Origin of the sequence: Sphingobacterium anhuiense, from assembly GCF_042686355.1 — a bacterium.
Classification (GTDB): domain Bacteria; phylum Bacteroidota; class Bacteroidia; order Sphingobacteriales; family Sphingobacteriaceae; genus Sphingobacterium; species Sphingobacterium anhuiense.
This window is the reverse complement of sequence record NZ_JBHUPE010000007.1, coordinates 160,848-174,969: the sequence shown is the minus strand read 5'-3', so window position 1 is coordinate 174,969 and position 14,122 is coordinate 160,848. Positions and strand designations below refer to the sequence as shown.

Annotated in this window: 11 protein-coding genes; 6 read left to right on the top strand and 5 right to left on the bottom strand. The window is 36.6% G+C overall.

Annotated elements, in window-relative coordinates; genetic code table 11:
* Positions 1-66 precede the first annotated feature (66 nt).
* On the top strand, positions 67-1,347 hold the full coding sequence (locus ACFS6I_RS17470) for a CotH kinase family protein (protein WP_380922502.1): 1,281 nt from the start codon (positions 67-69) through the stop codon (positions 1,345-1,347).
* A 261-nt stretch (positions 1,348-1,608) separates the two neighbouring features.
* Here ACFS6I_RS17470 and ACFS6I_RS17465 read toward each other — a convergent pair whose 3' ends face one another.
* From ACFS6I_RS17465 to ACFS6I_RS17445, 5 genes are all read right to left on the bottom strand, one after another.
* Positions 1,609-3,393: a hypothetical protein gene (locus ACFS6I_RS17465; protein WP_380922500.1), complete on the bottom strand. Its 1,785-nt coding sequence runs from the start codon at positions 3,391-3,393 to the stop codon at positions 1,609-1,611.
* Between the two features lie 28 nt (positions 3,394-3,421).
* A complete protein-coding gene (locus tag ACFS6I_RS17460; protein WP_315401338.1) occupies positions 3,422-3,553 on the bottom strand; it encodes a hypothetical protein in 132 nt (43 codons plus the stop codon).
* A 900-nt stretch (positions 3,554-4,453) separates the two neighbouring features.
* The gene (locus ACFS6I_RS17455; protein ID WP_380922498.1) at positions 4,454-6,292 is read right to left on the bottom strand and encodes a hypothetical protein; all 1,839 of its coding nucleotides are present in this window, start codon (positions 6,290-6,292) and stop codon (positions 4,454-4,456) included.
* A 111-nt stretch (positions 6,293-6,403) separates the two neighbouring features.
* On the bottom strand, positions 6,404-8,233 hold the full coding sequence (locus ACFS6I_RS17450; RefSeq protein ID WP_380922496.1) for a hypothetical protein: 1,830 nt from the start codon (positions 8,231-8,233) through the stop codon (positions 6,404-6,406).
* Between the two features lie 30 nt (positions 8,234-8,263).
* Positions 8,264-8,431, bottom strand: a complete 168-nt coding sequence (locus ACFS6I_RS17445) for a hypothetical protein (protein WP_183917660.1) — start codon at positions 8,429-8,431, stop codon at positions 8,264-8,266.
* A 1,208-nt stretch (positions 8,432-9,639) separates the two neighbouring features.
* Between ACFS6I_RS17445 and ACFS6I_RS17440 the strand changes: the two genes are divergently transcribed.
* From ACFS6I_RS17440 to ACFS6I_RS17420, 5 genes are all read left to right on the top strand, one after another.
* Positions 9,640-11,235, top strand: a complete 1,596-nt coding sequence (locus ACFS6I_RS17440; RefSeq protein WP_380922494.1) for a fimbrillin family protein — start codon at positions 9,640-9,642, stop codon at positions 11,233-11,235.
* Positions 11,236-11,265: 30 nt separating this feature from the next.
* Complete coding sequence (locus ACFS6I_RS17435; RefSeq protein ID WP_380922492.1) at positions 11,266-11,439, top strand: hypothetical protein; 174 nt, start codon at positions 11,266-11,268, stop codon at positions 11,437-11,439.
* 359 nt (positions 11,440-11,798) lie between these two features.
* On the top strand, positions 11,799-13,382 hold the full coding sequence (locus tag ACFS6I_RS17430) for a hypothetical protein (RefSeq protein ID WP_380922490.1): 1,584 nt from the start codon (positions 11,799-11,801) through the stop codon (positions 13,380-13,382).
* A 26-nt stretch (positions 13,383-13,408) separates the two neighbouring features.
* Complete coding sequence (locus ACFS6I_RS17425) at positions 13,409-13,582, top strand: hypothetical protein (RefSeq protein ID WP_165902362.1); 174 nt, start codon at positions 13,409-13,411, stop codon at positions 13,580-13,582.
* A 316-nt stretch (positions 13,583-13,898) separates the two neighbouring features.
* Positions 13,899-14,084: a hypothetical protein gene (locus ACFS6I_RS17420; protein ID WP_183917652.1), complete on the top strand. Its 186-nt coding sequence runs from the start codon at positions 13,899-13,901 to the stop codon at positions 14,082-14,084.
* Positions 14,085-14,122: the final 38 nt, after the last annotated feature.

Sequence of the window (14,122 nt, the reverse complement as noted above, 5' to 3'; positions counted from 1 at the left end):
TGGGAGGTAATGTCCCATTAAAGGCTATCTATTAATACATTAAGACAGACATATAAATTTGGTGAAATGAATAAATCGTATCTACAATTAGAACAGTTAACTTCGGTAGTGAAGAAATTCTTAATTGGAATGCTTGTCATGCTGGCCACGATTGCCTGCACAAAAAGACCTGTGGACGACATTGATCTTTCTAATGTGGAGGAATTACCGGTTTTAAATGAGAATGTTAAAGCGGTAGTGCCCCATATCTTTATCAATATCGATGATAATAGGGAAGTGGTAGATAAAGAGGTTTATCTAACTGGCTCAATATATATTGATGGGAACAATAAATTTAAGGATTTTGAAGTGGTAAGAACTAAGATTAAGGGGAGAGGTAATTCCACCTGGAGTAAACCCAAGAAACCATTTAGACTGAAATTAGATAAAAAGGCTTCATTGTTCAATCTGGCGGAAGCAAAAGACTGGGTATTACTTGCCAATTATAACGACTATACGTTGATGACAAATGCGGTTGCTATGAAAATAGGCAAGCAACTCGGCCTTCCTTTTACGCATGATATTATCCCTGTAGATTTGACGATAAATGGAATTTATCAGGGTAATTATAATTTAACACAGCAGGTAGAAATCCATGAAAATAGGGTCAATGTAGGTGATGATGGTATTTTATGGGAACTTGATAATTATTTTGATGAGGAATGGAAATTTAAAACAGCGCATTTAAATTTACCAGTTATGTTAAAAGATCCTGATCCCGAATCAGCATTGCATTTCGAAACTTGGAAAAATGAATTTCAAAATTTTGAAAACTTATTGTTCTCTAAAGAATTCCCTAAGAATTCCTTTAGTAGTGTATTTGACAAACAGCAGTTTGTCAATTTTATAATTGTTAATATGCTGGTCGGTAACCATGAGATAGGTCATCCTAAGAGTGTTTATATGCATAAAAAATTAGGCGGAAAATTTACAATGGGGCCTATCTGGGACTTTGATTTTGCATTTGGATTTAGTGAAGAGCATGGAAGAACCTATTTTAACTATGTTGATCTTGAGCTGATTAGGGAAAGTGATAGTAGAATAGGATCGGAATTTTATAAAAAAATTCTTAAAGATCCAGAAATTAGAATATTACTAAGTAAAACATGGAACGAATATAAGCAGTATCAGTTTGAGGAACTGATGCAATTTATAGAAACCTTTGCCGCAGAAATACGAGAGTCGCAAAAAAGAGATTTTGAAAAGTGGAAAGTTGGAAATAACAGTATGGCTGTAAATAAGGCCGGAATAAAGACATTTCTTCGAAAGCGCACCCTGGTTATCGACCGTTATATCGCAAAACTATAAGCTAGAATAACATTTATTAAAATGTATATCATGAACACAAACTTCATATTATCGATTGCTATTTTAATATTTAGCTGTTTACTAAAAATAATAACAATTCTTCTTCACTACAGTGTTAAAAATGGTTGATTTCATTTGTGAAAAATCACAAATTGTACTCTAATACATTTCAGTGAAAAGAGCCGTTCCTGTTTGAACGACTCTTTTTTTATTTGGCAATGTTTACTTAAATGACAGCTTGCTTTTTTGCTGTTATAAAGATTATAATGCAGGCTCAGGATTATAGCCTGGAAGTAAACTTGCAATATTCCAGCTTTCATCACGTACGCAACGTACATTCATCAACTCGGAGCTGATGACATCTAATCCCAAAAGATTGATGTTTAATAAACCTGCTCCAGTAGAAGCTATAGTTGCAGATCCTAATAAACCAGATGCTTTGTAACCAATGAAACTTTGAGCGCCAACACCTGTTCCTAGAAGGGATAAATCGATCAATTCACTACTTGACCAGAAAGCGGCATGTTTACCTTGAGTGTTGCCTAGATTTAAGGAAACTAAATCTGATAGCACTGAAACCTTCGTTTGGGAACCGTTGTAGTTAAAACGAAGTGTGTTCTGTGCGTCGCCGTAAGCAGGATTAGCGCCAGTTGCACCAGCATACTCAAGTGCTTTGTTGTTTTCTGATGTTCCTGGGGTCTTTGAGGGCAATACGAGATCTAATACTCCACCAAGTAAGTCTCCTAAAAGTCCCGCTCTTGATGTGACGGCTCCAACTTGTGCTGCGGTTGGAGTTTTCCAAAGTCCAGCAGGATATACAAGTGCACAAGGATCTTTTTGCTTTTTAGGATCGTTAGACGCTAATGTCATTGGAAGATGTCCTTTAAAACTAAAATATGCTCTTGGATCTGCAATAGTGTTGAAATCGTTCGTAGGATTGAAACGATAAGGTGTCGCATCGCCCGCTTTATAATAGAGGTTCGATCTTGACCATTGTACACCATCGCGTGTCAATGCAGACTCTGTAAGTCCTAATAAAAGACGATGGTTTTTACCACGCTCAGGAGAGATTGCTTGCGTTTGACTTAATGTTGATGTTGTAAACACACGGTTTGTACCGTTATCAAGCTTAATGTTCAGGTCTTTAACAACAACTTTAATAGCCTGAGGAGTCTCGTCTGCAGTGTAATAATAAGCTATCTTTTGACTCGCGTCCCCTTCACTTGTATTGATAAATGAAGCAAAAGAAATTTCTGGAGTATGAGCGGCTTGTGCCAAAACTAAAGCTCCTGTTGTTAAATCAACTGTCGCCGTTTTTGTGCTATGACCAGTCACTGTCACTGTCGCAGAGTTCATTGGTCCGAACATACCTTTTGTGTTCAACTCGATGCCAATACGTGAAAATAAACGATTGAAAGTAATGTTAATTGGACTTGTGTTATCACCGATTGTTAAATCTGCTGTTGAAGAAGCAAAAAGAACATCTTTATTCTCTGGTAATAAAAGTTGATCGTCTGCTCCACGGTCTGCTACTACTTCTTTGTTGTTATAAGATAAAGCTACCCACTTATAGGAAACACCTTTTTTTACCTGAATTGGCGTTTCTTGCCCTACTGTAAACTCGTAAGAATTATCGTAAGTATATGTTGCCCCTTCTTTCTTATATAAGAATAATCGATAATTCGTACCTGCGGCCATGTTTGATGAGACTGATGTTCCGTTGGCGGCTCTTAAAGATGGAGTTTTGCTTGTTGAAGGAACTTGGTTATCAACGGCAACTACGGCGTCAAAACCATTTCCTGAAACCAATTCTATTGATTTTTCTGAAGAAGTTTTGTGATTTGAAGTGCTTGATTTTGATCCTTTTGAAGTATTGTTTTCGCCATCGCTAATGCCTGCAATGCGAACGATAATTTGACTGTTGCCGGCTGGAAGTTCTTGTCCAGATTCATTGTTGTCTTTGTTACAGCTTGTAACGGCTAGGGCGCCTAATGCAAAAAATGCAGCTAAGGCGAACTTACTAGCTAAGTTGTTCGTTTTTTTCATGATTTCTTTAATGTGGCTGATTTTGAAATTAAAAGCTATTTGTATCCCAACCAGAACTACCCTGGCCTTCTTCATACTCATTGACGCCGGGAGCGCCTGGTTGTGCGTTTCCTACTGAGGCCGCTGCGATACCTTGTTCTAATTCAATTACGTGTTCCATAATGCTGGGAGCCACATACATTTTTTTTTGTTTGTTATTCATTAATTTTAATTTAAATAATACTTATTTGTAATAATGTGTTATTGTTTTTTTTATTGCTCAATAGTTATCCGTCCTCCATTATTTTTTCTTATGGAAGATTATGAATGATTAATGTGTTGTTTAATGCTATTAGATAATAATTAGTTTATTATTTGTATTTTATTAGTTTAATTTTATTTGAAAAATTTGTGATTTTCTGATGCGTTAGTCGTGAATAGTGTACTGTAACAATTTTTTTAATTGTTATAAGATTAAGTATTTTTATTTTATTATTTAATTTGTGTCTATTTTATCTGTTGTTTGAAACTTTGGTCTTGTAATTATGTAACTTTTAGTTTAGTTGTGCAAATGTATGTCAAAAATTATTGTTTAGCAATATTTATATAAAATAGTGTTGTTATTTTGACATTAAGGAAATTTTTTTCTTTTACAATTTTTTGTTTTTTTATTTTTTTACGAGGTTTATTTTGTTGTTTTTCAATTTTTTGGACTATTTATATAGAGTGGAGGTGGATATGTGTGATGGTGGTAAAAATCTCTTCTTTATGGAGTTTCTTTTTTTTGTTTTGATTTTACTTTTTGGCGAGTATTGTGTGGAGGTAGTGATTATTGTTAGTTTTTTATTCGGTTGATTCTGGACATTTAAATTCATATTTTCTTACTTTAAAAAAGTAAGAAAATATGAATTTAAATGTGTGCTTTAATTATGTATTTCATTAGTTTTAAAAATTTTTGATCTATGCGGTGTTTGTTTGGAGCATATTGTAAAGGTAGTGTAAAAGGGCCTTCCTTGATTGGAAGGTCCTTTTGTGTTCGGAGAGGGCTTCGTGATTATAATAAAGAAACGTATTTTTGGTCTTATAATACTGGGTAGGGGTTGTAGTTTGCAGATGTGCTAGCTACAGCCCAGGATTCATCGCGTACACATCGGACATTCATAAATCCTGAAGCAACTAGGCCTGACCCTAAAAGATCAATATTTAAAAGGCCTGCACCTTTAGTTGCAATTCCTCTTTGAGGTTGGAAGAGGGACATTGATTTTGTTGAGCCTAAATATCCCCATGCTCCGACGCCAGTACTCAATTGATCTAATAATCCACCATCTAGTACGCGGTCGCTGGACCATATTCCTGCGGTGGCTCCCGCTTCTACTATATTCATGTTGATTAGTCCATTTGCTAAGATGACGCTGTTTTGTATGCCATTGTAATAAAACCGTAATCTATTTGTTCGCGACGTGGTGCCCCCGTAAGCTGGATTAAAACCCGCTGTAACGGGGTATTCAATATAAATGGTGCCGTAATTTGATCCTGGTGTTGCTGGCATAGTGCCCAGTAGGTCAAGGACGCTGCCAAGTGCACCGTCAAGTAATCCGCGGTTGGATGTTAGTGGGGTGATCTGGGCTTCGCTCGGTGTTTTCCAAAGTCCTGCTGGGTAAACAAGTGAACAGGGATCTTTTTGGTTAGCGGGATTTGCTGATGCTAATCTGCCGGGAAGGTGTCCTTTGAATGAAAAGAAGCTTTCTTGTTGATTGGGTAGGTAGGGGTTGTTGGCATAAAAGCGGTATGGGGTTGTTGCTCCTAATGCATCAGAAGTTCTATAGAAGAGGTTAGACCGTGCCCATTTCGTTGTGCCGAGTGTTAATGCGGATTCTGCAATGCCGACCAAGAAACGGTGGTTTTTGCCACGCTCTGGAGTGATAGGTTTGGTCTGTGTCAGTGTGCTGAGAAAGAAATTCCGTGTTGTGCCGTCGTCGAGTTTGATAATAAGGTCGGATAAGGTTATTGTCAGATCTTTAGTAGGTTGGCCGGCGGTGTAAAAATAAGCGACTTTTTGATAGGTTTGACCTGCTACTGGATTGATATCGGTAAAATCGTTCTGGGTTAGCGCTAAATCAGTTCCGGTGGTTAGGTTTCCTATAAATTCACCTGTTGTTAGGTCGATTGTTCCTGATTTAAGTAATTTATCTCCCGTGACAGTGATGGTCGGGGTGCTTGTCATTGGGCCGAAAAGGCCTATTGTGTTAATCTCAACGGCGACACGTGCGAAAACGCGGTTGAAATTGATTGCAATTGGGGTGTTAGCTCCTGTGATAATCAAGTCTGTGCTGGATGTGGCGTAGAGTACATCCTTATTTTCTGGTAAGGTAAAATTATTGTCAGAGCCGCGTTCTGGTACCTGATCTGTTTTTGAGTTGTAGGATACTGCTACCCATTTGTAGGTGCCATTGCTGAGTTGGATTGGGCTTTCAGTACCTGTGATAAGTTCAACGGATTTTGAATAATTGTAGGTGTTGTTATTTTTTTTGTATAAAAATAGGCGGTATAGTGTGCCAGCTTCCATTGGAGTTGCTGCTGCTCGGGTGTTATTTGCGGCTTTTACTGCTGTTTCTCTTGTTGCTGGGCTTTTGTTGTCTATAGCGATGACGGCATCAAAACCGTTCCCCTCTACTATATTGATGGTCTGTTTCTGGGGTATTGTGGGTTTGGAGGAGGTGGATTTTGTTCCGTTAATAATATTCAGATCCCCTTCGTTAATACTAGCGATGCGAACGGTAATCTGACTTTGGCCATTAGGGATTTCCTGCTCGGTTTGATTATTGTTTTTGTTGCAACTGCTGGTTGTGATTAGTGTGCAGTAGGTTAGCAACGATAGGAGTGTGCAATTGCTGATGCAGTTATTCTTGAATATCTTCATAAGATCGTAGTTAGGGTAAAACAAGAGCCGCTCCAGTTGGGGCGGCTCTTGTTGTTTTAATTGTAGTTTAACTAAACAAATTGTTGTTAAGCTGATATATTAGCTTCTTTATTAGTTCGGGTAAACTGGCATTGGATTGTAACTTGCTTGAGCGCTTTTTGCTGCCCAAGTTGCATCACGTACACAACGTATGTTCATTAATGGAGAGTTGATGACACTTACTGCGCCAAGAAGACCTGCGCTTAAAAGACTTGTTGTTCTGTAGGCTTTGTAATTACCACCTGTAGTATGTCCTAAGTGATATTTTACTCCAAGATTAATTAGCGGTGTGCCGATTAGGTTTTCGCTTGTCCAGAACGCATTGTAGCTACCGTAAGTATTTCCTAAATTAAGAGTGATTAAATTATTTAATGCTCCTAATGTGTTCATGTAACCATTATAGTTGAAGCGCAGTCTGTTTACAGATGAAGTCGCTGCGCCATATGCGCTGTTATTACCTGTAGTAGGAGTAAATTCAGAATACGTAGCAGTTGCTGTTGAGTTTACTACTCTTGCAGCTAATGCATCCTGAACAATAACTAGTGCATCAATTCCAGCAACGTTTGTTAAGCCAAGATCACCTAATAAACCGCCTAATAGGCCGACAGAGGTTACATTATTTAATTGTGCTCCAGTCGGTATTTTCCATAATCCCGCTGGATAAACCAACGCACAAGCATCTACCGCTGCATTTGCGCTTGCTAGTACGCGTGGGCGATGTGCTCCAAAGGAGAAGAAACTGTTAGGATCATTTGTCTGAGGATTGGTGTGGTAGAAGCGGTATGGTGTCGCATCATTTGGTTTGTAGTATAGATTTGATCTAGACCATTGTGCTGCGCCAGTGCCAGAGCCAAAAGATAAAGCTGATTCCGTAATACCTACTAAGAAACGGTGATTTTTACCGCGCTCAGGTGTGATTACTTTGCTTTGCGTGAGTGCTGTTGCACCAAAGTTTCGTTCTGTGCCGTTGTCCAGTTGGATTTTTAAATTTGATACAGAAACAGTTAAGCTCTGAGCTGTTTGGTCTGCAGTATAGTAATATGCTACCTTTCTGCTTGCGTTTCCATCAAGATCGGTGAAATTCACCTCTGTTAAGGCGGGTGTACCTCCAGATCCTGCTAGTGTAATTGCGCCGGATGTAAGATTAAAAGTTGCTGCTTTTGCATTTTGTCCTGTAACTGCTATTGTAGCCGAGTTTATTGGGGCAAACATACCTAGCGTGTTAATTTCAATGGCAATGCGGGCGTAAAGACGGTTAAAAGTTATGCTGAGTGGAGCTGTATTGCTATTAATAACAATGTCAGTAGCGCCTGAAGTTGCATAAAGTACATCTTTATTCTCAGGTAATACAAGGTTGTTTGATGCATCTGCCTCTGGTATGGCGTCTGTGTTGTTATATGATAATGCTACCCATTTGTACGATCCGTTTGGTATTTGGATCGGTGCTTCTGTTCCGGGTGTAAATTGCATTGATTTTGTGAAAGTATATGCACCGCCCTCATTTTTATATAAATATAAACGATAGGTCGTAGTTGATGTTAGCGGTGTAGATGCAGCCTTTAATCCGTTAGATGCTCTTAGACCTGCCTGAGAAAGTGGCGAAGCGTCTGCTGAAGGTGCGTTATTGTCTATTGCAACAACAGCATCGAAGCCGTTAGATTGAACTAGTTCTATGGAATTATTGCTGGATTTACTGGAAGATGTGCTGCTTTTGCTTGATTTTATAGCATTGCTTTCTCCGTCGCTGATGCCTGCGACACGGACGACTAGCTGGCTTTGGTCAGCAGGAGTTTCCTGTCCCTGGCTTTTGTCTTTGTTACAGCTCGTGACAGCTAAAGTGCCTAGTGCTAAGAATGCAGCAAGAGCAAACTTACTTGCTAAATTGTTATTGATTGTTTTCATAATGTTTTAATTGTTAGTTAGGATAAGTGATTAAAAGCCATCAACGTTCCAGCCGCTACCACCGGCACCTTCTTCTTCGTTAATAGCAGGTGCACCTGGTGATGCATTTCCTGATCCGGCAGCAATCCCTTGCTCTAGTTCAATTACGAGCTCCTCAATAGTTGGAGCAATGTACATTTTTTTGTTGTTCTTGTTCATAATGTTATTTATTTTAAAATACCATACTGTTGCCAGTGTAGTTGTTAAACTTTTTAGATAATTAAGTAATTTTTTTATTTAATATGTTGTAACATAGATTTTAAAAAGAGGGCAATTTGTTTTAATCACACATCCTGTTATAAATCAGTATTTTAAACAATGTTGATGATTTGTAATTAATTAATATATTTATTTCTGTATTGTGGTAACATATTTTCTTTTCGCGTTGTAATAATAAGAATTAATATCAACTTTAGCAAAATAAATGTTCAGGATATTTTGATTCTCCCAGTTTTAAAAATTGAAAATCAATTACCTAATTGTTTGTTGCAACACGTGTCTTTGCTATTTTTAGTAAAATAGTTGTTTAACTTATTTTATTTTTAAGGTTTTATGTAACTCTTTCTGTTTCTATTCAATAATAATGGCTTGTTAACTGTTGTTTAAGATAAAAATATAATGTTTCAACTGTAATTCCTATATGGTTCTTTCGAATTAATGAAAATTTAACAATTAGTTTTTATGTCTACTTGTTTTTGTTGTTGGTTATTAAATTAGTCTGTCTCACTTAACAAGTGTGATAGACTAATTGTTTTTAATAATTTAAATTTTTACATTTCTATTTACTTCGTAACTTAAAAATTCTAGTATTATTTATTCTCAATATGCTCTTGGGTAAAATTAGTCTATGTGGGCTTTTTTGTAATTTATGTATCACTGAGGTGATCAGTTGTATAGAAAATAAATAATTATGAAATATTTTGATTTCAAAATATGGATCAAAGTTTCTCCTCTAAAAATAAAGCCGCCGAACTCAATTTTTTAACGCATAAGTGCTAGCGGAGTAAAAACAATTTTATTGGTTGCGAATTATGAAAAGTTCGTAACAGGTCTTTTATTTTTTACAGAGAGTGGCTTCATGACGTTTGCTAAATAAAATTCGTCTTAATTTTTATACTGATTGGGCTTACTATATGATAATATCATCATCTATTTAAGTCTCACGTAAGATGATGTGGTGATCTGTCTACATAAAATAAAATTGCGACTCAATTAATTTGTTATTGCTTAGGTTAGCTATATCTTCGTTGCCATTATGTTGTGTAGCAAACTATTAAGATGTTTTAGGAAAAGACATTAAATGCTACGCTAAAAGAAAAATTTATAGCATATCGTTTTTTAACAATTTTAATGTAATGATTTCAAAAATGTATCAAAAATCAAGAAGTAAGGTTCTTCTAGCGATTGTCGCTTTCGTATGTATGACCGCTTATTCCTGTAAAGAAACTCAAGATAGTGTCGCGAATGGCGAAACTGTTGTAAAAGTAAATCTTCTTGGCGTAGCTAATCCTACTATAAGTAATGATAATGCAGTTTCCAAAAAAGGAAAGGTTGGGCAAGAGGCGACACAAAGTAAACAAGTGGGTACTGTGCCCTTTTCTAGTAGTGGTTCCTTTGAGGTGACATTAACTACAGATCCTCAATCACCTGCGTCTGATGAGTTGCAGTTGTCAGCTTCAAACCGAGCAACAACAACTACTGATCGTTCTCCGCTGGATGAAAATATTAAATATAAAGTATTGGTATATGATGTGGATGGTAATTATATAACAGAAAAGCTGTATACCAACGGAGTCGGTGATCAAGATGGTATCGCGTTAGATGCGGGAAAGACCTATTCATTTATTGCCTATTCGGTTAATAGTACAACGTCAGTACCTGCTGTAGTTGATGGAAGTAAACTGACTGAGGCTAGTCTAAAAGGAATTGATAGTGATCTGATGTATTTTTCAGGGAAAATGACTCTTACAGCCGGTGAGAATAACTTGGATGTGATTTTAAAACATCAATATAGCCAGATTGTCACCCGTATTAAAATGAGTCCGAATACAACTGGATCGATTACAAGTATTGTTACTCCGATAATAAATCCAACTCATGTAAGTGCAAACCTGAAACTTGCAGATGGTAGTTTGACCTATAATGGTTTAAACAAATCGGGTGTTAATGTTGTGTTTCCTGCTTTAGGGAAAGGTTTGCGTGAAGTGACAAGTCTTCCAACAATGCTGATTCATCCTAATGAATCTGCTGGGACATTAAAATTTGGAAGTATCACGATTGATGGTGAAACAAAATCAAATATTGTAGTACCGGATTTGAAAGTTATCCCGGGACAGCGTTACTATCTAGATCTTGAATTTAAAACTTGTACACAGAATGTGGAAGGTGGCTCCGGTATGAATTGGTCGTTTGCTGAAAGAAAGCAAGATGGAGTAGTGGGTATTGTTGCTGATGGTGTTTTTATCCCGAACGGAAAAGCGCTTGAGAAAACTTTTACAGCTCCAGGTGCTGATTACGGTTTTGTCTTCGATATTTTACAGTTAGACAATTCCTTTAATATGGAAGTTAACGGTGTGAAACTCGCCAAACAGGAAATTCAATTTCAAGTGGATGCAATTTCATCTCGTCAAAATATCAAGTTTGCTGATGGTAGTAGTTTTAGTGGAAAAAATACGGAAAATGGAGCGACTTTGTCTAGTATTTATGGCTTGAAAGGTACAGCGTTAGCTCCGCTTGTTAAGGTGGTTATTAGTCGTACAGGTGAGGTGACGATGTTTGCAAGTAAAAAATCGGGCGGTGCTTTATATCCATTGGTATTAAGCAATGGCAATTCATTTAATACTTTCCTTTGGGATGGTGCAAAAACAAATGTGGTTAAAGTTACGCAGTTAGTAGATGGTGAAACCATCATAAAAGGTGCAGGAAGCGGTGTGAAAAAAGTTTCTTGTAACCTGGTGAAATAGATAGTCTTTAATATATATAAAGTTGATAAAATGAGAACGGAATTGAAAAAAACATATTTAAGTCCACGAGTTGAAGCAACTCAAGTGGAATTAGAACAAGGTATCGCAGCAGGATCTGCTTGTGCTAATCCTGGAGATAATAGTAATACGGTACAACAGGAATGGACCGACGGTCCTAATGATTCCCGTACCCTAGATTGGTAATGTTATTTTATAAGTAAAGCACGCTCCCGACCATAAATCGGGAGCTTTTTTTATTTATCAATTATTTTTATATTTTTTTAAAAATTAAATTTTAAATCTGTAATTATTTATAATTACCAAATATATAAGTATTGTAGATGTTTGTCTACAAAATTATTGATTGTCATCTTTTTAATTTTTTAGTGGTTTTAAAGTCCCTACTTTCGCAATTGAATTTTATCACAAATGGGAAAATTTATTCTAAAAAGGGAAGTGTTGACAAAAATGGAATACGTCTTTTATCAACTTGATGGTAAATAAATCAATAAGGGGAACCTTTTTAAAGAGCTTTAATACTATATTTTTAATAATTAAATAAAATGATTTCACAATTTTATCAAAATTCTAGAACTAAAGTTCTAGTGGCGATTGTTGCGCTTTTCTGTTTAGTGTCTTATTCTTGTAAGGAGACTAAAGACAGTATTGATAGTAATAAGACTGTTGTAAAAGTAAATCTTTTGGGTGTTGCTAACCCTATTGCAGATGAGCCTGCGAAAAAAGGTAAAGCTACTGCGGGTTCTGATCAATCCGTACAGGTGAGTACTGTGCCTTTTTCAAACAGCGGCTCTTTCAAAGTAACTTTGACAGCTGCAGGCAATTCGTCAAATGGGTTACGTGCTTCGGGATCTAATCGTGCGGCAACAGGTGCTGTACATACTCCTTTGGATCAGAATGTACAATATAAAGTATTGGTTTATGATAGCAATGGCGATTATGTAACTGAAAAAGTTTATACTAATGGTGCTGATAACAGTATGGGTATTGAGCTGGATGCGGGTAAAACCTATTCATTTATTGCTTATTCGGTAAACAGTACAACAGCAGTGCCTGCGGTATCTGGAGCTAGTAAATTGTCGACAGCTACTTTAGCGAGTATTGATAGCGACTTGATGTACTTTTTTGGTACATTGAAACTTGCTGCAGGTGATAATAATCTCAATGTGATTTTGAAACATCAATATAGCCAGATTATAACACGTATTAAAATGAATCCGACAACTACGGGTTCAATCACCAATATCACTGCTTCTGTTATTAAACCTTCACATATCAGTGCAAACCTGAAACTTTCAGATGGTACACTGACATATAATGGTTTAAACCAAGCTGGTGTAAATGTTGTATTTCCAGCATTGGGTGCTGGACTTCGTGAAGTAACAAGTACACCAACAATGCTGATTCATGAAAAGGCGACATCTGGCGAACTTACTATAGGAAGTATAACCATTGATGGTGTTACTAAAAGTAATCTTAAAATTCCACAATTGAATATTATACCAGGACAACGCTACGTGCTTGATTTAGACTTTAATACCTGTACACAAGATGTGGTAGGTGGTGCAGACATGGATTGGAACTATCAAAATGTATCTCCAGGTGGTATTAACGTAAATGGAGTATTTAAGCCTAATGGAAGTATTCTTGAGACAAGTTTTACTGCTCCCGGAGCAGACTATGGTTTCGTTTTTGATATTCTGAAATTAGATAACTCTTTCAATATGGAGGTTAACGGAGTTAAGCTTGCTCAAAAAGAAATTCAATTTCAATCTGGTAACGCAACTTTGCCTCAAAATATCAAATTTGAAGATGGTAGTGAATTCAGCGGTAATAATACGCAAGGTGGAACTGTAACCCATATCTACAGTATGACTGGTACGGCTGCTGCACCACTAGTTAAAGTGGTGATAAGCCGTTTGGGTGAAGTGAAGATGTACGCGAGTAAAGTATCTGGCGGTCCATTATTTCCATTGGTTTTAAGCAATGGTAATGCTTTTAATAAATTTACATGGAATGGTGGGGCACAAAACAATGCGGTTAAATTAACACAGATGGTAATTGGAACTACTGCTTTAAAAGGATCAGGTAGTGGTGTAAAGAAGGTGTCTTGTAACCTAGTGAAATAATTAATTCAAAATAATCTATTAATAAAATGACAACTGATATAAGAAAAGCATATATAAGTCCAAGAGTTGAAGCAACTCAAGTGGAATTGGAGCAAGGTATCGCGGCGGGATCTGCTAGCACTCTTCCTGGAGATAATAGTAATTCGGTACAGCAAGAATGGACAAACGGTCCTGATGATTCACGTACCATAGACTGGTAATATTATCTTAATAGTTTAACAACTCCCGACTTCAAATCGGGAGTTTTTTTTTGCTTAAAATCTTCCTGTTTAGGTGAAAATTTTATGTTTGAATATCTTTTGTAGGTGCTCAGCTACAAAAGTCATTGTGCTTGTAATTGATCATCTACAAGATTAACTATTTAGATCAAAATCTGAGTTATGTAATTGATTATTATCTAGTTTTGCTCAAATTAAAATCTGAATATGCGTTTGTAATTGTCTCATAAACAGTGTTGTATTGTTCGTGTTGTCATTTCAGATTATGGATTTGTACTTAAAAATAAAGATAATAAAAATGAAAACTAACAATGTATTTTTGGCTAACTCTAAAGGCCAATTGAATTATGAATCTCCTCGTGTTGACATGCTGAAAGTTGAACTTGAGCATAGTATTGCAGCCGCTTCGGTAAATGGTGAAACCAATAATTCCATCAAAGAATCTTGGGGTACTGAAACGCAAGAACACGAAGTGGAGTGGTAATAACAAACCCTATTTTTTTAACATATTTAACATTTATA